The 18,970-nt window shown below is 70.5% G+C and carries 18 protein-coding genes; 7 read left to right on the forward strand and 11 right to left on the reverse strand.

Annotated elements, in window-relative coordinates:
* Positions 1 to 7 precede the first annotated feature (7 nt).
* Positions 8 to 724: a heme ABC transporter permease CcmC gene (ccmC, locus tag GNT64_RS11240; protein ID WP_156679609.1), complete on the reverse strand. Its 717-nt coding sequence runs from the start codon at positions 722 to 724 to the stop codon at positions 8 to 10.
* Between the two features lie 54 nt (positions 725 to 778).
* Between ccmC and GNT64_RS11245 the strand changes: the two genes are divergently transcribed.
* Complete coding sequence (locus GNT64_RS11245) at positions 779 to 1,756, forward strand: DMT family transporter (protein ID WP_231638959.1); 978 nt, start codon at positions 779 to 781, stop codon at positions 1,754 to 1,756.
* A gap of 21 nt (positions 1,757 to 1,777) precedes the next feature.
* On the opposite strand, the gene GNT64_RS11250 is transcribed toward GNT64_RS11245, so the two are convergent.
* The gene (locus GNT64_RS11250) at positions 1,778 to 2,488 is read right to left on the reverse strand and encodes a DUF1223 domain-containing protein (protein ID WP_156679610.1); all 711 of its coding nucleotides are present in this window, start codon (positions 2,486 to 2,488) and stop codon (positions 1,778 to 1,780) included.
* 309 nt (positions 2,489 to 2,797) lie between these two features.
* On the opposite strand from GNT64_RS11250, the gene GNT64_RS11255 reads away from it, so the two are divergent.
* Positions 2,798 to 4,795, forward strand: a complete 1,998-nt coding sequence (locus GNT64_RS11255; protein ID WP_197276956.1) for a DUF4394 domain-containing protein — start codon at positions 2,798 to 2,800, stop codon at positions 4,793 to 4,795.
* Between the two features lie 415 nt (positions 4,796 to 5,210).
* Here GNT64_RS11255 and GNT64_RS11260 read toward each other — a convergent pair whose 3' ends face one another.
* The 5 genes from GNT64_RS11260 to GNT64_RS11280 all read right to left on the reverse strand — a co-directional run bounded on the left by GNT64_RS11260 (position 5,211) and on the right by GNT64_RS11280 (position 9,209).
* The gene (locus GNT64_RS11260; protein WP_156679612.1) at positions 5,211 to 5,888 is read right to left on the reverse strand and encodes a DUF4331 family protein; all 678 of its coding nucleotides are present in this window, start codon (positions 5,886 to 5,888) and stop codon (positions 5,211 to 5,213) included.
* 3 nt (positions 5,889 to 5,891) lie between these two features.
* Positions 5,892 to 6,548, reverse strand: coding sequence for a DUF4331 family protein (locus GNT64_RS11265; protein ID WP_197276957.1), 657 nt, complete (start codon positions 6,546 to 6,548; stop codon positions 5,892 to 5,894).
* Between the two features lie 181 nt (positions 6,549 to 6,729).
* Positions 6,730 to 7,152, reverse strand: a complete 423-nt coding sequence (gene ndk / locus GNT64_RS11270) for a nucleoside-diphosphate kinase (RefSeq protein WP_156679614.1) — start codon at positions 7,150 to 7,152, stop codon at positions 6,730 to 6,732.
* 123 nt (positions 7,153 to 7,275) lie between these two features.
* A complete protein-coding gene (locus tag GNT64_RS11275; protein WP_156679615.1) occupies positions 7,276 to 7,716 on the reverse strand; it encodes a DNA polymerase III subunit chi in 441 nt (146 codons plus the stop codon).
* Positions 7,717 to 7,727: 11 nt separating this feature from the next.
* On the reverse strand, positions 7,728 to 9,209 hold the full coding sequence (locus tag GNT64_RS11280) for a leucyl aminopeptidase (protein WP_156679616.1): 1,482 nt from the start codon (positions 9,207 to 9,209) through the stop codon (positions 7,728 to 7,730).
* A 127-nt stretch (positions 9,210 to 9,336) separates the two neighbouring features.
* Between GNT64_RS11280 and GNT64_RS11285 the strand changes: the two genes are divergently transcribed.
* The 5 genes from GNT64_RS11285 (at position 9,337) to GNT64_RS11305 (ending at position 15,134) form a co-directional block, all read left to right on the forward strand.
* Complete coding sequence (locus tag GNT64_RS11285) at positions 9,337 to 11,574, forward strand: LPS-assembly protein LptD (protein ID WP_422396588.1); 2,238 nt, start codon at positions 9,337 to 9,339, stop codon at positions 11,572 to 11,574.
* Positions 11,575 to 11,718: 144 nt separating this feature from the next.
* Positions 11,719 to 13,011 (forward strand): peptidylprolyl isomerase, encoded by a 1,293-nt coding sequence (locus GNT64_RS11290; protein ID WP_156681570.1) that lies wholly within the window; start codon positions 11,719 to 11,721, stop codon positions 13,009 to 13,011.
* Between the two features lie 22 nt (positions 13,012 to 13,033).
* Entirely contained in the window at positions 13,034 to 14,023 is a 990-nt protein-coding gene (pdxA, locus tag GNT64_RS11295) for a 4-hydroxythreonine-4-phosphate dehydrogenase PdxA (RefSeq protein ID WP_156679618.1), read from the forward strand.
* A 32-nt stretch (positions 14,024 to 14,055) separates the two neighbouring features.
* On the forward strand, positions 14,056 to 14,859 hold the full coding sequence (gene rsmA / locus GNT64_RS11300) for a 16S rRNA (adenine(1518)-N(6)/adenine(1519)-N(6))-dimethyltransferase RsmA (protein ID WP_231638960.1): 804 nt from the start codon (positions 14,056 to 14,058) through the stop codon (positions 14,857 to 14,859).
* The gene (locus GNT64_RS11305) at positions 14,853 to 15,134 is read left to right on the forward strand and encodes a hypothetical protein (RefSeq protein ID WP_231638961.1); all 282 of its coding nucleotides are present in this window, start codon (positions 14,853 to 14,855) and stop codon (positions 15,132 to 15,134) included. Before rsmA ends, GNT64_RS11305 begins: the two co-directional genes overlap by 7 nt.
* An 8-nt stretch (positions 15,135 to 15,142) precedes the next feature.
* On the opposite strand, the gene GNT64_RS11310 is transcribed toward GNT64_RS11305, so the two are convergent.
* The 4 genes from GNT64_RS11310 to GNT64_RS11325 are packed head-to-tail and all read right to left on the reverse strand — an operon-like array spanning position 15,143 to position 18,970.
* Complete coding sequence (locus GNT64_RS11310; protein WP_156679620.1) at positions 15,143 to 15,340, reverse strand: DUF5818 domain-containing protein; 198 nt, start codon at positions 15,338 to 15,340, stop codon at positions 15,143 to 15,145.
* A 22-nt stretch (positions 15,341 to 15,362) separates the two neighbouring features.
* Positions 15,363 to 16,670, reverse strand: coding sequence for a dihydrolipoamide acetyltransferase family protein (locus GNT64_RS11315; protein ID WP_156679621.1), 1,308 nt, complete (start codon positions 16,668 to 16,670; stop codon positions 15,363 to 15,365).
* Positions 16,671 to 17,675 carry an alpha-ketoacid dehydrogenase subunit beta gene (locus GNT64_RS11320; protein ID WP_156681572.1) on the reverse strand — a complete coding sequence of 335 codons (1,005 nt, stop codon included), beginning with the start codon at positions 17,673 to 17,675 and terminating at the stop codon, positions 16,671 to 16,673. It abuts the gene before it with no gap.
* 23 nt (positions 17,676 to 17,698) lie between these two features.
* On the reverse strand, positions 17,699 to 18,970 hold the full coding sequence (locus GNT64_RS11325; RefSeq protein ID WP_156679622.1) for a 3-methyl-2-oxobutanoate dehydrogenase (2-methylpropanoyl-transferring) subunit alpha: 1,272 nt from the start codon (positions 18,968 to 18,970) through the stop codon (positions 17,699 to 17,701).

Below are 18,970 nucleotides of genomic sequence, written 5' to 3' on the forward strand. Positions count from 1 at the left end.
TGCGGGCTCAGTCATGCGCCATCCGCTTCAGCCGCGCCTCCACCTTGCCCTCGGCCAGCAGCGCCCGCATCCGCATCAGCACGATCGCGGCGAACAGCAGGGAGAAGCCGATCAGGGCGATCGGCAGCGGCCACAGCATCGACCCGTCGATCGTCGACTTCGTCAGGGTGATGCTCTGGCCCTGGTGCAGGGTGCGCCACCACAGCACCGAATAGTGGATGATCGGCAGGTTCACCGCGCCCACCAGGCCGAAGATCGCCGCCACCCGGCTCGATCCGCCGCGCTCGGAACTGGCGCCCGCCAGCGCGACATAGGCGATGTAGAGGAAGAACAGCACCAGCATCGAGGTGAGCCGCCCGTCCCACTCCCACCAGGTGCCCCACGTCGGCCGGCCCCAGATCGATCCGGTTGCGAGGCATATGGCGGTGAACAGCGCGCCCGGCACGGCGATCGCCCGCGCCGCCACGGCGGCGAGCGGGTGACGCCACACCAGCTGCATCAGGCTGGCCACCGCCAGCCCCGACCAGCCGGCCATGCCCAGCCATGCCGCCGGCACATGGACGTAGAGGATGCGCACGCTCTCGCCCTGCAGATAGTCGCGCGGGGTAACGAGCAGGCCGGAGACGGCCGCCACCGCCACCAGCAGCGCGCCGCTCCACCCCAGCCATGGCGTCAGCGGCCGGGCGAGTGCGAGGAAACGATTGGGATTGGCGAAGATGTGCATGCGGGTGGCGCGCTATTAAAGCAGCTTTGGGTCGGGGGGAAGCATGCGCGCGACTTGCCGCGCGACGAGCGAACCGCCTATGCGCGCGATCACAGCCCCGAAAAGATCATGCGATCCCCCGCACCTCCCACTCCCGCGCAGGAGCGACGCCTTGCCGGCATCGCGCTGCGCGTGGCCGCCGTCACCGCCTTCGCGGTGCTGGCGGCGGCGATCAAGCTGTCGTCGGCGCGGGACGTGTCGCTGGCGGAGATCATGTTCGCCCGCAACGCCTTCGCCATGCCGCTGATCGTCGGCTGGATCGCGGCCGGCCCGGGCCGGGCGGCGCTGCGCACGCGGCGCCCCGCCGCGCACGTGATCCGCGCCGCGCTGGGCCTCGGCTCGATGGCGCTCAACTTCGGCGCGATCATCCTGCTGCCGCTGGCCGATGCCACCGCGATCGGCTTCTCCGCGCCGCTGTTCGCCACCCTGCTGTCGGCGCTGCTGCTGGGCGAGGCGGTGGGGCCGCACCGCTGGGCGGCGGTGGCGCTGGGCTTCGTCGGCGTCGTCGTGGTGATGCAGCCCGGCGGCTCCGCCATCCCGCCGCTGGGCCTGGCGATGGCGATCGTCGCGGCGCTGGGCGTCGGTACCGTCAACATCACCCTCCGCCAGATCAGCGCGACGGAGGGCGTCGCCACCACGGTATTCTGGTTCACCGCCGCAGGGCTGGTGGTCGGCGCCTTGCTGATGCCCTTCTTCGCCACCGCGCACGATCCGGCGACATGGGGGCTGATGATCGTGATCGGGCTGGCGGGCGGCGTCGCGCAGATCTGCCTCACCGGATCCCTGCGGCTGGCGCCCGTCGCGGTGGTGGCACCGTTCGATTATGTGCAGCTGCTATGGGCGTCGCTACTCGGCTGGGCGATCTGGGCGACGCACCCCACGCCGCACATGGCCGCCGGCGCGGCGCTGATCGTCGCGAGCGGGCTCTACACCCTGTACCGGGAGCATCTGTTCCACCGCGAACGCCTGCCGGCCACGCCCCCGGAAGGCTGAGCGGCGGCGGTGGCCGGCCGCTCAGATGCGGGCGGCCGCCAGGATCGGGCCGCCCGTGCCCGCCTGCACCAGGATCGCGCCGCGCCACACCGGATCGGCCGGCGCCGGAATGGAAACCCGCGTCGCCGCACCCGTCCACGTGCCGACCGGGGCGAGGGTACGGACGATGTTGCGGTGCGGCAGGGTTCGGCCCGCATTCTCGCCCGCCTTCACCGCCACCGCCAGCGTGCGCGGATCATAATATACCAGCCAGACGGTGGCCGGCGGGCCGCCGCGCGCCGCGCCGATTGACACCTGCGCGCCGGCCCGCGCGATCTCCGGCCCGCCGCCCGGCCGATCGAGGCGGCGGATGGTATCGGCCAGCTGCGCCGGATTGCCGCCGACGATCGCACCGCGCCCGTTGACGATCATCTGCGGCGTGGCGACGTTGCCGCGCCCGGCCGCGCGGGCGTAATCTCGCTGGCGGGCGGTGAAGGCGGGCTGCGCAAAACCGTCCTTCCAGCCGAGCTGATCCCAGTAGGTCACGGCGAAGCTCAGGGCCAGCACGTCCGGCCGGCCGGCGATGGCGTTCAGATTGGCGTTGGCCGGCGGGCAGGAGGAGCAGCCCTGGCTCTGGAACAGCTCCACCACCGCCGGATGGGCCGGATCGGCGGCCGTCGCCGGCCCTGCGGCCAGGGTGATCGCCGCGACGAGGGCGGCCATCGGCGCACCGGCCAGTTTCGCTTCAGTCATCGCGCCCTCCTGTGTTTCCTGTTCGTAAACGCCGCACCCGATGAATCAGATCAGCGTTGAGAACCTTCATAGATTGTTTCCCCAAAGTTTCAGCATTCGCCGTCGAATCTTCAGGAACCCGCCGTGATGTTGCGCGTGCGAAGGGCAAATGATCGAAAACTGCGACATTCTTGTCACAGTATCGCGCTTGTAGCGGCATCTGTCTTCTTCGCGGGGTTTCGAAAGCGCCGGGGGCGAGCTAGACAGCGCAGGTTCATCAAAATTGCCCGGAGTGCTGCCATGTATCGACCTCGCCTTGGACTCGCGCTCATGCTTTCGGCGAGCGCCTATACGATCGCCGGTGCCGGCGCCGCTCAGGCGGTGACGCTGCAGGCGGTGCGCGGCGGTACGACGCTGGTCACGCTCGACAGCGCCACGCCGGCCACGGCGACCAACACGGTGACGATCACCGGCCTCGGCTCCGGGCAGACGATCGCCGGCATCGACTATCGGCCTAGCCCGCTCGCCACCTCGGCCAACGCGTCGCGCCGCCTGCTCTACGCGATCAGCAACACGGGCCAGCTCTATGCGGTGAACGGCACCACCGGCACCGCCGTCGCCGTGGGCGCCACTCCGGCGGTGAACCTTGCCCTCGTCGGCAACCCGGCCGTGGGAATCGACTTCAACCCCACGGTCGATCGCATCCGCCTGGTGACGACCAACCGGACCGACTATCGCCTGGTGCCGGATACGGGCGCCCTCGCCGCGACCGACGGCAACCTGACCTATGCCGGTACCGACCCGAACGCCGGCGCCGTGCCGGTCGTTTCCGGCGCCGCCTACACCAACAACGTGCCGGGCGCGACGACCACGACGCTCTACGTGATCGACACGCGCGGCGGCACGGCGGCGGCGCGCCTGGCGACGCAGGGTCAGGGCGCCGTATCGCCGAACAGCGGCACGCTGTTCACGGTGGGCTCCACCGGCGTCACGACGAACAACAATGTCGGCTTCGACATCGCGACCAACGGCACCGCTTATGCCACGCTGACGAACCCGACGACGGGCGTCACCTCGCTCTACACGATCAACCTGGCGACCGGCGTCGCCACGTCGGTCGGCGCGCTGGCCGGCAACACCACCTATGGCGGCCTCGCCGCCACGGTGCTGGCGCCGTTCCAGTCGATGGGCGCCACGGCCAACCAGCAGGCGGCGGGCGCCGCGCTCGATCGCTTCACGATCGCCACCGGCGGCCTGCTCGCGCCCAGCGTGGCGGGCCTGTTCAACGGCATCGACAGCCTCACCGGCAACCCCGGCGCACAGGCCGCCGCCCTCCAGCAGCTCACCCCGGCCGCCTACAGCCTGCTGCCGGATATCGCGCTGAACGCGATCGAGGTGCAGGAGACCACCGTGCTGCGCTACACGCGCGATCTGCGCGGCAACGCGACCATGCCCGACGGCTCCGTCGCCACGCTGGACGAGGCCGGCAAGATCGGCGCCTGGGTGTCCGGCGGCTCGCGCTTCGGCCGCTACAAGGGCGATGTCGACCGCTACGGCGCCGATACGGACGAGTATCACTTCCTCGGCGGCGCGGACTTCCGGCTCAACCCCAAGATCGCGTTCGGCGGCTTTGGCGGCTACAGCAAGGTCAACGGCAACACCGCGCCGTTCGGCCGCGGCAAGGCGGATCTGCGCAGCTTCTTCGGCGGCGCCTACGGCACGGCCGCGGTCGGCCCGCTCTACATCGATGCGTGGGGCAGCTACACCGATCTCGATTTCGCGCTGGAACGCTCGATCTCGATCGGCAACTATGGCACCACCCTCACCGCCCGCGCCTCCAAAGGCCGGGTGTGGACGGGCGGCGCCGCGACCGGCCTCAGCTTCCAGCTCGGCAATTTCGAGGTCGAGCCGTTCGGCGCGGTCCGCTACTCCGACATCCGCATTCGTGGCTTCACCGAAGTGGGCGGTGGTGCCGGCGGCCTGACGATCGGCGACTTCGATCGCGTGTCGCTGCGCACCAACGCCGGTGCCCGCGTCGGCACCAAGTTCGAGGTGATGGGCGCGATCGTGCGGCCGCAGCTGCGCGGCGGCTGGTATCACGAGTTCCGGGATCAGGCGCGCGTGATCACCGCCGCGTTCAACACGCCGGGCATCGCCAATCCGTTCAGCTTCACCACCACCCCGCTGAGCGGCGACTATTTCAACGCCGGCGCGGCGCTGAACATCTCGGGCAACGGCCCGGTGTCGATGGTCGCGGACTTCGACTCGCAGTTCGACGACGATCGCGAATATTACACGATGACGATCGGCGCCCGCCTGGCCTTCTGATCGGCCGAGCGATCGCAAAAAGGGGCGCGGCATCCACGGATGCCGCGCCCCTTTTCGTTCCGGCCGCCGACCGGTACTTCGATCCACTGAAGCCTAATCGCCGCTTCCCGAGGGGCGGATCAGATGCAGTTTCGGCGCGCCATGATCTCCGCCCGGTCCCTCCAGCGAGCTGAAGCCTGTCTCACCATCCGCAGGCGACAGCTTCGGACGGGACACAAACGGGCTCCAGTCTGCGCTGGAATGACTTGGGGATCGCACATGCCGGCACTCGCCCGCCTCGCAGGCGCGTGCGCGCGTCGACACACCGCGTCGCCAGGCTCCACGAGCGAGACGAAAATGGGCGGCGGAACCGAGGTTCCGCCGCCCTTTTTCTGCGGCACCGGCACTGTCCGGCACCGCGCTTATCAAGCCTTGGTCAGCTGACCTTGGCGCAAGCCGTAAGGTTCAGGCCGCGGAAATCGTCCGACAGGGCCGTGGCGAGCTCCGTGAGGTCGGCGGTGAACTCCGGCACCCACTTGCCGGTGATGTCGACGGCGGGGCTGTCGTCGTTGAACGCCGTCTTCTGGGCGGAACGGACGAGCGCCGTCGCCACCGCCGGGAAGCCCATGCGATCGACCCGCGTATAGGCCGACGGCGCATCGGTGCGGAACACGAAGCCGCTGCCGGTGCCGGGCACCGTCGTCACGCCCTGGGCGGGCGCGAGATAGGGGAAGCCGGCCGGCAGCGGCACGTCATTGCCCGACGGATTCAGCGGGATCTTCGCGAACGTATCCGCCCCATGCGTCTTCAGATCGAGGAAGATCGCGGCGAGGGTGACGTCCACCACCGGATCGCTGAGCCGGCGGCCGTTGGGGAAGCCCTGCGCCGCCGCGAGGTTGAGCTGCAGCACGTCCGGCACGACGAGATCGGCCACCTTGCGGGTCGCCGTCACCTGCTGGGTGAGGCACGGCGTGACATCCAGCGCGGAGCCTGTCTGCCCGCCGGAGCTGCTGGTGCTGGTGCTGCCCGAGCCGCCGCTGCCACCGCCGCCGCAGGCGGTGAGGGCGAGCAGCGCCGCGAGCGCGAACGGGGTGGTCCTGCCAAGCATGGTCATGGTTCAAGCCCCCTGGATGCGGCGGGTTTCAGCCCAGATCTGGATCGGGTTGCTCCCGTTCTCGATCGCGCTGCGCGGGAATTCGATGACGAACGAGGTGTCGTTCTTGCCAGCGAAGAAGTTGCGCGTGTTCTTGATGCTCAGCGTGCCGGTCGCCTTCGTCTCGTTGAAGCCCTGGAGATCGAAGAAGAAGGGATCGTCGAACAGGCCGGCGGTCGCCTTCACGACCGTGCCGTTCGCCAGCACCGTCTGCACCGGGCCGGAAACCGTGCCGGTGGCGCCGGGAATGCCCTCGAACTGGACGCCCCAGTTGCCGGCGGCATCGCGCCCGTAGCGGATGTTGATGTCCCGCTCGCTCGTCTCGGGCTTGCCGTCGTTCGAGATGTGGACCTGATAGATCACGTTCCGATCGTAGACCGGCCCGATGCCCTGCGGCTGCGGGCCGGCGCCGGTCACGGCGATCGTCACCGTGGTGGCCGTGTTCCACGCGAACACGTCGGCGATGTCGGCGGCCGAATCTGCCGTGGGGTTCACGGCCGGGTCCGTCCTTGCCGGCGGATCGAGATGGTCCGCCGCCTCGGCCGACTGATAGACCCACAGGCCCCCGGTCGCGACGACCGCGAGCGCGGCCGATGCCAACGCGGCTGTCGCTTTCCTCATACGCATTGTCGTGTCCTCCGGATTGGCAGATTGCTTGTGTCTGTTTTTAAGCACGACCAAGACCTTCCGTCCGATAATCGCGGCCGGAAGGCAAGTCTTAATCGAGCGTTCAGTCACTCGGCGAAGTGCTTCCGAAGATGATACGTCTCGGAAATGGGGGAGGCGACGCCTCCCCGCTCTCTCAGCCGACGATTTCGTCGGGCTTGAAGAAGTAGGCGATCTCGATCGCGGCATTCTCCGCGCTGTCCGATCCATGCACCGAATTGGCTTCGATCGACTCGGCGTGCACCTTGCGGATGGTGCCCTCGTCGGCATTGGCCGGGTTGGTCGCGCCCATGATCTCGCGGTTGCGGGCCACGGCGTTCTCGCCCTCCAGCACCTGCACCACCACCGGGCCGGAGATCATGAAGCCGACCAGATCGTTGAAGAACGGACGCTCGCGATGCACCGCGTAGAAGCCCTCGGCCTGCTCCCTGCTCAGCTGCAGGCGCTTGGAGGCGACCACGCGCAGGCCGCCTTCCTCCAGCATGCGGGTGACGGCGCCGGTCAGGTTGCGGCGGGTGGCATCGGGCTTGATGATCGAGAACGTGCGTTCGGTCGCCATGGCGATCGGCTCCATCGGTTCGGGGAGGGTGGAAAAGTGGCGGCTCTCTAGGCGTTCGCCGCCCGGCCGGCAAGGTGCCCGCCCCTCCCGAACACCGTCCTGCGTTGGGCCACCCGGTGCCGCTCAGGCCACCTTGCCCCAGCGGCCCGCCTCGTCCTGCCGCCAGAAGTTGCGCTCGATGCCCTCGCGCGGGGCCAGCGCCTTCCACGCCTGCCGGGCGGCGGCGATCGTCGCCTCGTCGAACAGGTGGAAGGCGCGATCGAAGGCGAGCGCCTCGTCGCGCCAGGCCCCGTCCGCCAGCGCGATGTGGCGGGCGCCGTTCAGCGGCTCGGGCGCGGTCGCGATCAGGATCGGCTGGTCGGCCTCGCCGCCCTCCCCGGCCAGCCCGTGCGGCAGGAAACTCTCCGGCGCGACGCTCCACAGCGCGGCGTCCAGCGCCGCCGCCTGCGCGTCGTCCGCCGCCACCACCAGCAGGCGCCCGCCGCCGTCCAGGATCCGCTCGGCGATGCGGGCGATCACCCGCTCGGGCGCGCCCGCCGCGAGATGGTAGAAGTCGACCTGCACCCGCGCGCCGCTCAGCCCTCGAAATTGTCGGCGACGAAGCGATCGAGCAGGCGCACGCCGTAGCCGGTGGCGCCCTTGTCGTGCAGCGTGCCGGGCTTGGCCGCCCACACCATGCCGGCGATGTCCAGATGCGCCCAGCGCACGCCTTCCTCGATGTACCGCTTCAGGAATTGGGCGGCGGTGATCGATCCGCCGTCGCGCGGGCCGACATTCTTCATGTCGGCGATCGGCGAGTCGATCAGCTTGTCATAGGGCTCGCCCAGCGGCAGCCGCCACAGCTTGTCGCCGCTGGCGAGGCCCGCCGCCCGCAGCTGGTCGGCCAGCGCATCGTCGTTGGCGAACAGGCCGCCATGCTCGTGGCCGAGCGCGACGATCATCGCCCCGGTCAAGGTCGCGAGGTCGACGATCGTCGCCGGGCGGTAGGTGCGCTGCACCCAGGTGAGCGCGTCGCACAGCACCAGCCGCCCCTCCGCGTCGGTGTTGATCACCTCGATCGTCTGGCCGGACATGGAGGTGACGACGTCGCCCGGGCGCTGCGCCTTGCCGTCCGGCATATTCTCCACCAGGCCGCACACCCCGACGACGTTCACCTTCGCCTTGCGCGCGGCCAGCACGTGCATCGCGCCCGCCACGGCGCCGGCGCCGCCCATGTCCCACTTCATGTCCTCCATACCGGCGGCGGGCTTGATCGAGATGCCGCCGGTATCGAAGGTCACGCCCTTGCCGACGAGCGCCAGCGCCGGATCGCCCGCGGCGCCGCTGCCGTTCCAGCGCATCGCCAGCAGCCGCGCCGGCCGCTCCGAGCCCAGCGACACGCCGAGCAGCGCGTTCATGCCGAGCGCCGCCATCGCCGGCTCGTCCAGCACCTCTATCTCCACGCCCAGATCGCGCAGCGCCAGGCACCGCTCGACGAAGCTCTCCGGATAGATGATGTTCGCCGGCTCGGTCACGAGGGTGCGGGTGAAGGCGATGCCGTCCGCCAGCGGCTTCAGCGCGTCCCACACCGCCTGCGCGCGCGGGCCGCCGCCGACGATGATGATGCCGGTGAGGCTCACCTTGGACTTGGGCGGCACCTTGGTGCGGTAATCGTATCGCCAGCCGCGCAGCACCGCGCCCAGCGCGACATGCGCCGCCGCCTGCGCGGGATCGGCCGCGTCCAGCGCGGAGACGTCGATCACCAGATCGGTCTCGCCCGAGGTGAGCAGGCGGGCGGCGAGCGCGCCGCCGGCTTTCTCGAACCCGCCTGTGCCATCCTTCGCGAAGGTGCCGGTGCCGGTGAGCAGCACGCGGCGCGCCTCTCCGTCCTCCGGCACGAACAGCTCGGCGATGCCGCCCGCCTCGCCCTCGAAGCGGGCGGCGGCGATGGCGCGGCGGCCGATCGCGGCATGCGCCGGATCGAGCCCGCCGAGCCGCTCGGCCGTTCCCCCGCCGGCCACCAGCAAGGCGAGGACATGGGCACCCTGGGGGCGCGCGTCGGCGAAACTGACCTGCATGAGCGTGAGACCTCTTTTCTCTGTTGCGGCCTGTCTAGAACGGGAAGCGCCGGGATTGAAGCACCGTTGCGCCCATGCCGGTCGTGCGATAGGCGGCGGGAAGAGCGGATCGGGGCGCACGACCATTGTGAAAAGTTTGCGGCTGAGTTCCTTCGCCCTGCTCGCGATCGCCGCCGTGCCGGCCCACGCCCAGGATCTCGGCGATCGCCCCGTCCCGCCGCCGCCCTCCGGCTCCGCGCCGATGCCGGCGAACGACCAGGAGGTGACGTTCAGCGCCGCCGCGCTCGATTATGACGACAACACCCAGATCGTCACCGCCAGCGGCGACGTGCGGATGCTGCGCGCCGGCAACCGCCTGCGCGCCGACAAGGTGGTGTGGAACCGCCAGACCGGGCGCGTGCGGGCCGAGGGCAACGTCGCCGTCGTCAATCCGGGCGGCGACACCGCCTATGGCGACAGCATCGAGCTGACCGATACGCTGCGCGACGGCGTGGCCGAGAACATGCTGCTGGTGCTGGAGGGCGGCGGCCGCCTGGCCGCCCGCCACGGCGAGCGGGTGGACGGGCGGACGACGCTGGAACATGCCGCCTACACCCCCTGCGCGGTGGTGGACAGCGACGGCTGCCCCAAGGATCCGGTGTGGAAGATCACCGCCGTGCGGGTGATCCACGATCCGCTGAAGCACCGCATCGCCTACAAGGATGCGCGGCTGACGATGTTCGGCGCCACCATCCTGTGGCTGCCCGGCCTCTCCCATCCCGACGGATCCGGTGGCGGTGGCAACAGCGGCCTGCTGGTGCCCGATTTCCGCTACAGCCGCACCAACGGCGCCGAGGCGGCGCTGCCTTATTACTATCAGATCGCGCCCAACCGCGATCTCACCATCACGCCGCACGTCTATTCCGAGGTGCTGCCCGCGCTGGAGGCGAAGTATCGCGCGCTGACCGGCAACGGCGCCTACCAGATCTCCGGCATGATCACCGAAGGCTCCCGCCTGCCCGCCGGCGCGCCTTTGGACACCGGCGACCGCAGCCGCGACGTGCGCGGCTATCTGGACGCCAACGGCCGCTTCCAGCTCGATCCCGCTTGGAGCATCAGCGCATCGAGCCGGCTGGCGACCGACAAGACCTTCCTGCGCCGCTACGACATCTCGCGCGACGATCGCCTGCGCTCCACGATCAACGCCGAGCGGATCGACGCCAACAGCTATCTCTCGATCGCCGGCTATGCGACGCAGAGCCTGCGGGTGAACGACGTCGGCGGCCAGCAGCCGATCGCCCTGCCGGCGATCGACTATCGCCTGCGCCTGGCCGATCCGATCGTGGGCGGGCGGATCGAGCTGCAGGCCAACAGCCTCGCCATCCTGCGGACCGACGGCCAGGATACGCAGCGCGCCTTCGCCAGCGCCCGCTGGGATCTGCGCCGCTACACCCCGCTGGGGCAGGAGGTGGTGCTGACCGCCTACGGCCGCGGCGACGTCTACCACACGGCGCAGACCGCCAACACGGTGACGGAGAGCTATCGCGGCACCGCCGGCTGGACCGGGCGCGGCATCGCGGCCCTGGCGCTGGACGTGCGCTGGCCGTTCGTGGGCGAGGTGTTCGGCGGCACCCAGCAGCTCACGCCGCGCGTGCAGGTGGTCGCCTCCCCGCCCACCGCCAACCTGCGCATCCCGAACGAGGATGCCCGCGCCGTGGACCTGGAGGACAGCAACCTCTTCGCGCTCAACCGCTTCCCCGGCTATGATCGCTGGGAGGACGGCACCCGCGTGACCTACGGCGTGGAGTGGCAGTTCGATCGCCCGCGCTTCTCCTTCCGCACGATCGTGGGCCAGAGCTACCGGCTGACCGACAAGCCCAGCATCTTCCCGGTCGGCACCGGCCTGTCCGGCCGCTACTCCGACATCGTCGGCCGATCCACGCTGCAATATGGCCGCTTCCTGGAAGTCACCCACCGCTTCCGGCTGGACAAGGACAATCTCAGGTTTCGCCGCAACGAGGCGGACGTCACGATCGGCAGCCGCCGCACCTACTTCTCCGCCGCCTATCTCCGCCTCAACCGCGACATCGACACCGCGATCGAGGATCTGCGCGATCGCGAGGAGGTGCGGCTGGGCGGCCGCATCCAGCTTGCGCGTTACTGGTCGGTGTTCGGCTCCACCGTGATCGATCTCACCGGCCCGGCCGAGGATACGACCTCGCTCTCCGATGGGTTTGAGCCCGTGCGCCACCGTCTCGGCCTGCTCTACGATGACGAGTGCATGGAACTGGGCGTCACCTGGCGACGCGACTATGAGCGGATCGGCGATGCGCGGAAGGGCAATACCTTCCTGTTGCGGGTGGCGCTCAAGAATTTGGGCCGCTAAGCGTGCGTTCAGCCGTTCCGGCGCAGATCGTCGGCGTTATGGCATGAGATCGATGGGGCAAGAGTGACGCTTACAGGCAAGACGCTGGCAGGCAGGACGGGTGCGAAGCTGGGCGTGGCCGCCCTGGCCGCGGCAGCCACGTGGATGGCGGCGATCGCGCCTGCGCAGAGCGTCGACGAGCCGATGGAGGCGCCGTCGATGGGTCTCAATCTGCCCACCGATGTGACGATCTTCGGCAAGTCCGATCCCACGATCCACAAGGCGACCGCGATCGTCAACGGCTCGATCATCACCGATACCGACGTGGACCAGCGGCTGGCGCTGGTGCTCGCGGCCAATGGCGGCAAGGTGGAGGGCGAGGAGCGCGACCGGCTGAAGCTGCAGGTGCTGCGCAACCTGATCGACGAGACCCTCCAGATCCAGGAGGCCGCCGCCCAGAAGATCGAGATCAGCAAGGCCGAGATCGACCAGACCTACAATCGCGTCGCCGGTAACTTCAAGCGCAGCCCGGCCGCCTTCGCTGCCTATCTGGCCGAGCAGGGATCGTCCGAGCGGTCGATCAAGCGCCAGATCGAGGGCGAGCTTTCGTGGCGCCGCGTGCTCGGCCGCAAGGTGGAGCCCTTCGTCGCGGTGGGCGAGGACGAGGTGAACGCCGTGATGGCGCGGCTCAACGCCTCCAAGGGCCAGGCCGAGTACCGCATCGGCGAGATCTTCCTCTCGACCACGCCCGAGACCAGCAACGACACCCGCGCCAACGCCGATCGCATCATCCAGCAGATCAAGCAGGGCGCGTCGTTCGTCGCTTATGCCCGCCAGTTCTCCGAGGCGTCCACGGCGGCGGTGGGCGGCGATCTGGGCTGGGTGCGCGCCGAGCAGCTGCCCGAGCCGATCGCGGCGACCGTGCAGACGATGACGACCGGCCAGATCAGCGAGCCGGTGACGGTGCCTGGCGGCTACTCGATCATCGCGCTGATCGACAAGCGGCAGGTGCTCACCGCCGATCCGCGCGACGCCGTGCTCGCGCTGAAGCAGATCGCGATCAGCTTCCCCAAGACGATGACGCAGGCGCAGGCAGCCCCGAAGGTGGAGGCGTTCGCCACCGCGCTGAAGGCCACCGCCGGCTGCGGCAAGGCGGACGAGGTGGCCAAGGCGGTCGGCGGCGAGGTGGTGGACAACGATCAGGTCCGCATCCGCGATCTGCCGCCGCAGCTGCAGGAGGTGATGGTCAACCTCCAGGTCGGCCAGTCCACCCCGCCGTTCGGCTCGCTGGCCGATGGCGTGCGCGCGCTCGTGCTGTGCGGGCGGGACGATCCCAAGGGCGCGGGCGCGCCCTCCTACGACGCGATCTACTCGCAGATGGAGGAGGAGCGGGTGAACCGCCGCGCCCGCCGCTACCTGCGCGATCTGCGTCGCGACGCGGTCGTCGACTACCGATGAGCCGAGCCGGGGGCCGGCCGCGGTGAGGCCGCTCGCCGTGTCGCTCGGCGATCCCGCCGGTATCGGGCCGGAGATCGTCGGCAAGAGCTGGGCGCGGCGCCATCAGCACGGCCTCACCCCGTTCTTCGCCGTGGGCGACGCGCGATCGATCGAGGCGGTGTGGGACGGCCCGGTCGTCCGCGTCTCCTCGCCCGAGGAGGCCGTGCGCTATTTCGACGACGCGCTGCCGCTGATCCAGGTGGAGGATGCCGGCCCGATCGAGCCCGGCCAGCCCAACCTGCCGGGCGCGCGCTGCTCCCTCGACTCGCTGGAGATGGCGGCCGGGCTCACCCGCTCGGGCGCGGCCAGCGCGCTCGTCACCGGGCCGGTCAGCAAGGCGCAGCTCTACGCGATCGGCTTCGATCATGCCGGGCAGACCGAGTTCGTCGCCGAGCGGTGCGGCGTCTCGCCGGAGAATGCGGTGATGATGCTGGCCGGGCCGAGCCTGCGCACCGTGCCGATCACCACCCACGTGGCGCTGCGCGACGTGCCGGACATCCTCTCGATCGAGCTGATCGTCGCCAAGGCGCGCGCCACCGATCGCGGCCTCACCCGCAATTTCGGCATCGAGCGGCCGCGCCTGGCCATCGCCGGCTTCAACCCTCACGCCGGCGAGGGCGGCGCGCTGGGCCGCGAGGAGATCGAGCTGATCCTGCCCGCGATCGAGTTCCTGCGCGCCGAGGGGATCGACGTGGTCGGCCCGCTCGCCGCCGACACCATGTTCCACGCCCGCGCCCGCGCCGCCTATGACGCGGCCCTGTGCCTGTACCACGATCAGGCGCTGATCCCGCTGAAGACGCTGCATTTCGACGAGGGCGTCAACATGACCCTGGGCCTGCCGATCGTCCGCACCGCGCCGGACCACGGCACCGCCTTCGACATCGCCGGCAGGGGCGTGGCGGAGCCGGGCGCGATGATCGCCGCCATCGCCATGGCGCGCAGCGCCGCCGACTGGCGCGCCCAGCAGGCGTGAGCGCCTCCCCCGCCCTCCCCCCTTTGCGGGAGGTGATCGCCCGCCATGGCCTGAGCGCGAGCCGGGCGCTGGGCCAGAATTTCCTGCTCGACGGGCAGTTGCTCGATCGCATCGCGCGGGTGCCCGGTCCGCTGGCGGGCGCGACCGTGTACGAGGTCGGCCCCGGCCCCGGCGGGCTGACGCGGGCGCTGCTGGCCACGGGCGCGCACGTGGTGGCGGTGGAGCGGGACGATCGCTGCCTGCCGGCGCTGGCCGAGCTGGACGCGGCGTTTCCGGGCCGGTTGCGGGTGATCCCCGGCGATGCGCTGGCGATCGACGAGGCGGCGGAGGCGGGCGCCGGCGCGCACATCGTCGCCAACCTGCCCTACAATGTCGGCACCGCGCTGCTGGTGCGCTGGCTGACCGCGCCGGCCTGGCCGCCCTTCTGGGCCTCGCTGACTTTGATGTTCCAGAAGGAGGTGGCGGAGCGGATCGTCGCGCGCGCGGGCGGCGAGGCCTATGGCCGGCTGGCCGTGCTGGCGCAGTGGCGGGCGCGGGCGAGCCTGGCCTTCACCGTCCACCGCTCCGCCTTCGTGCCGCCGCCGAAGGTGATGTCGGCGGTGGTCCATCTGGTGCCGGCGGCGCAGCCCGCCGGCGTGGACGTGGCGACGATCGAGGCGCTGACCGCCGCCGCCTTCGGCCAGCGGCGCAAGATGCTGCGCCAGAGCCTGAAGGGCATGGCCGGCGCGCTGACGGCGCTCGACGCCGTCGGGATCGATCCGGCGCGCCGGGCGGAGACGCTGTCGGTGGACGAGTTCGTGCGCGTGGCCCGCGCGATCGAGGCCGCGCGGTGGTGATCGGCCGGGTGTCGGCCGCCTTGCTGGCGCTGGCCGCCGCCGCGCCGGCCGAAGCGCAAGGGGATGGCGCCGCGCTCACCGCCGCCCGCTTCCGCAGCGAGTGCCTCTACTGCCACGCGCGGGCCGCGCCGGAGGGTCTGGCGCCGGAGATCATGGCGGGCCTGCGCCCGGTCGCCGGCCTGCGCCCGCGCGACGCGATGCCCGGCCTGTTCTGCCGCCGGCGCTGCACGCGGTGCGGTTCGCCCGACGGCGGCGCGGCCGGGGCGGCGCGCTGAGCGGCGGCTCAGGCCGCCTGCACGCCTTCCACGTCGACGCGCTCGGCATCCGCCCGCAGGCCGATCACGCGAACGCGCTTGCCGACGAGGTCCACCGGCGTGCGGTGCAGGTCCAGCCGCCAGAGCCCGCCCGCATCGCGCCGCAGGGCGAAGCCACCGCCGACGCGGAGGAGCATGCCGGTCTCGTCGATGCGCTCGTCCGCCACGATGTCTCCTCCCTTGCCCGCCTCAGTCGACGAACAGCAGGGCCGGCGTCTCGATCAGGCGGCGCACCGCCTGGATGAAGCTTGCCGCGTCCCAGCCGTCCACCACGCGATGATCGAAGCTGGACGAGAGGTTCATCAGCTTGCGCACCTCGATCCGGCCATCCACCACCGCCGGCCGCTCGACGATGCGGTTGACGCCGACGATCGCCACCTCCGGCCGGTTGATGACCGGCGTCGAGACGATGCCGCCGAGCGGCCCGAGCGAGGTGAGTGTGATGGTCGACCCGCCGAGTTCCTCCCGCGATGCCTTGCCGCGCCGGGCGGCGTCGGCCAGACGCACGATCTCCGCCGCCAGCGACCAGAGGTCGCGCCCGTCCGCATCGCGGATCACCGGCACCGTGAGGCCGGCATCGGTCTGCGTTGCCAGGCCGAGATGGACCGGGCGGTAGCGCGAGACGATGTTCCCCTCGTCGTCGTAGCGCGCGTTGATCATCGGGAAGTCGGGCAGCGCGCGGGTGATCGCCTTGATGAGGAACGGCAGCAGCGTGAGCTTGGGCCGATCGCCGCGCGCGGCATTCATCGCCTGGCGCAGCGCCTCAAGCTGGGTGACGTCCGTCTCCTCGACATAGGCGAAGTGCGGGATGCGGCGCTTGGCTTCCGCCATGTTCTCGGCGATGCGGCGGCGCAGGCCGGTGACGCGCACCTCCTCGACATCGTCGTCGCCATCGTCCCGGCGCTGCACCGGCGAAGCCGCCGCCGCAGACGCGGGCGACGCGGCGTAGCGCAGATAGGCGTCCAGATCGGCGTGGCGCACGCGATCGCCATGGGCCGGCCGCACGCTCGTCAGATCGACACCGAGATCCTTCGCCCGGGCGCGGACAGCGGGAGAAGCCAGCACGCGGCGCGTCTGCCCCTCGGCCGAAGCGGCCTCGCGCGGGGCGGACGGGGCGGCCTGGCGCGGCGCGGCCGCTGACGGCGCGGCGCGGGGCTCCGCCGGCGCGGCGGCGGGTTCGGGCTTCGGCGCGGCGACCTGCGAGGCTTCGGGCGGGGCCACCGCCACCTCCGGCTCCACGGCGCCGCCGGCCTCGTCCGCGCTCTCGAACACGGCCAGGACGGAGCCGATCGCCAGCATGTCGCCCACCGCGCCGGCGATCTCGACCACGGTGCCCGCGACCGGCGACGACATTTCCACCGTCGCCTTGTCGGTCATCATGTCGGCGAGCGGCTGATCCTCCTCCACCACGTCGCCGACCTGCACGTGCCACGCGACGATCTCCGCCTCGGCGATGCCCTCGCCGATGTCCGGCAGCTTGAAGTTGATGCGTGCCACCTAGTCCTCCATCACGCGCTTGATCGCCTGCCCCAGCCGCACCGGGCCGGGAAAATAGGCCCATTCCAGCGAGTGGGGATAAGGCGTGTCCCACCCGGTGACGCGCTGCACCGGCGCCTCCAGCGAGTGGAAGCAATGCTCCTGCACCAGGCTGGAGAGTTCGGCGCCGAAGCCGCTGGTCTTGGTGGCTTCGTGGACGACGATGCAGCGGCCGGTCTTCCTCACCGAGGCGGCGATCGTCTCGATATCCAGCGGCACCAGCGTGCGCAGGTCGATCAGCTCGGCATCGACGCCGCTGTCCGCGATCACGCCGGCGGCCACGTGCACCATCGTACCGTAGGCCAGGATCGTCAGGTCGTCGCCGGGGCGCACGATCGCGGCCTTGCCCAGCGGGATGCGGTAATGCCCCTCCGGCACGGCGCTGGCCGGATGTTTGGCCCACGGCGTGACCGGGCGATCATAGTGCCCGTCGAACGGGCCGTTGTAGATGCGCTTGGGCTCGAAGAAGATGACCGGATCATTGTCCTCGATCGCCGAGATCAGCAGGCCCTTGGCGTCGTACGGGGTGGACGGGATCACCGTCTTCAGGCCCGCGACATGGGTGAAGATGCCCTCGGGGCTCTGGCTGTGGGTCTGCCCGCCGAAGATGCCGCCGCCGAACGGCGAGCGCACCGTGATCGGCGCGGTATATTCGCCGGCGGAGCGGTAGCGCAGCCGGGCGGCCTCCGACACGATCTGGTCGAGCGCGGGGTAGATATAGTCGGCGAACTGGATTTCCGGCACCGGCCTGAGGCCGTAGGCGGCCATGCCCACGGCGACGCCGATGATGCCGCACTCGGTGATCGGCGTGTCGAACACGCGCGTCTTGCCGTACTTGCGCTGCAGGCCCTCGGTCGCCTTGAAGACGCCGCCGAAATAGCCGACGTCCTCGCCGGTGACGATGATGTCGGGATCGCGATCCATGCACACGTCGATGGCGGAGTTGATCGCCTGGATCATGTTCATGGTGCGGGTCTCGCCGGCGTCGCTCATATCCCCGCCGCCTCGCGCTCGGCATGCATCTGGGCCGATTGCTCCTTCAGGTGCCACGGCATCTCCTCGAACACGTCCTCGAACATGGTGTCGAAGGGCTGGTGCATGCCGTCGCCCAGGATACCCTGCTTCTCCGCCTCGCGGGCGGCGGCGCGCACCTCCTCGGCCACCTCTTTGTCCATCGCGGCGTGGCGATCCTCGTCCCACGCGCCGATGCGGATCAGGTGCGCCTTCAACCGCGCGATCGGGTCGCCGAGCGGCCAGGCGGTGCGCTCCTCGGCGGAGCGGTACTTGGTCGGGTCGTCGGAGGTGGAATGGCCTTCGGAGCGATAGGTGAAATGCTCGATCAGGGTGGGGCCGTGATTGCCGCGCGCCCGCTCGGCCGCCCACTCGGTGGCGGCGTAGACGGCGAGCGCGTCGTTCCCGTCCACCCGCAGCCCGGCGATGCCGTAGCCCACGGCGCGCGCCGCGAAGGTGGTCGCCTCCGCCCCGGCGAAGCCCGAGAAGGACGAGATCGCCCACTGGTTGTTGACCACGTTCAGGATCACCGGCGCGCGGTAGACGCTGGCGAAGGTGAGCGCGGAGTGGAAATCCCCCTCCGCCGTCGATCCCTCGCCGCACCAGGCGGTGGCGATGCGCGTGTCGCCCTTGGCGGCGGACGCCATCGCCCAGCCGACCGCCTGCGGATATTGCGTGGCGAGATTGCCGGAGATGGAGAAGAAGCCCGCTTCCCTGGCCGAATACATGATCGGCATCTGGCGGCCCTTCAGCCGATCGCCGGAGTTCGAGTATATCTGACACATCATGTCGGCGAGCGGCCAGTCCCGCGCGATCAGCACGCCCTGCTGGCGGTAGCTGGGGAACACCATGTCGCCGCGATCCAGCGCGTGGGTGGCGGGGATGCACGTGCCCTCCTCGCCGGTGCACTTCATGTAGAAGCTGGTCTTGCCCTGGCGCTGGGCGCGGTACATCCGCTCGTCGAACGCGCGGGTAAGGGCCATGTGGCGGAGGATGCGCAGCAGCCTATCGGGCGACAGCCGCGGATCCCAGGGGCCGACGGCGTCGCCCTGCTCGTCCAGCACGCGGACTAGGCCGTAGCTGTGACCGCGCATGTCGTCCGGCGCGGCATCGATCGGCGGGCGCGGTGAATCGCCGGCGGGCGGGATCTCGAAATGGGTGAAGTCCGCCGCGTCGCCGGGGCGGAAGCGCGGCTCCGGCACGTGGAGAGTCAGCGGAGGGAGGTTGCGTCCTGCGCGATCGTCGGCCAT

The sequence above is a fragment of the Sphingomonas profundi genome (assembly GCF_009739515.1).
In the GTDB taxonomy this organism is placed as follows: Bacteria; Pseudomonadota; Alphaproteobacteria; order Sphingomonadales; family Sphingomonadaceae; genus Alterirhizorhabdus; species Alterirhizorhabdus profundi.

Excerpts from the sequence above, each read along its gene's own strand:
- GNT64_RS11280 (WP_156679616.1), bottom strand. The coding sequence starts at position 9,209 with ATGCAGGTCAGTTTCGCCGACGCGCGCCCCCAGGGTGCCCATGTCCTC.
- GNT64_RS11265 (WP_197276957.1), bottom strand. The coding sequence starts at position 6,548 with ATGAGGAAAGCGACAGCCGCGTTGGCATCGGCCGCGCTCGCGGTCGTC.
- GNT64_RS11250 (WP_156679610.1), bottom strand. The coding sequence starts at position 2,488 with ATGACTGAAGCGAAACTGGCCGGTGCGCCGATGGCCGCCCTCGTCGCG.
- GNT64_RS11320 (WP_156681572.1), bottom strand. The coding sequence starts at position 17,675 with ATGAACATGATCCAGGCGATCAACTCCGCCATCGACGTGTGCATGGAT.
- GNT64_RS11255 (WP_197276956.1), top strand. The coding sequence starts at position 2,798 with ATGCTTTCGGCGAGCGCCTATACGATCGCCGGTGCCGGCGCCGCTCAG.
- GNT64_RS11290 (WP_156681570.1), top strand. The coding sequence starts at position 11,719 with ATGGCGGCGATCGCGCCTGCGCAGAGCGTCGACGAGCCGATGGAGGCG.
- GNT64_RS11260 (WP_156679612.1), bottom strand. The coding sequence starts at position 5,888 with ATGACCATGCTTGGCAGGACCACCCCGTTCGCGCTCGCGGCGCTGCTC.
- ndk (WP_156679614.1), bottom strand. The coding sequence starts at position 7,152 with ATGGCGACCGAACGCACGTTCTCGATCATCAAGCCCGATGCCACCCGC.
- GNT64_RS11325 (WP_156679622.1), bottom strand. The coding sequence starts at position 18,970 with ATGGCCGACGATCGCGCAGGACGCAACCTCCCTCCGCTGACTCTCCAC.
- ccmC (WP_156679609.1), bottom strand. The coding sequence starts at position 724 with ATGCACATCTTCGCCAATCCCAATCGTTTCCTCGCACTCGCCCGGCCG.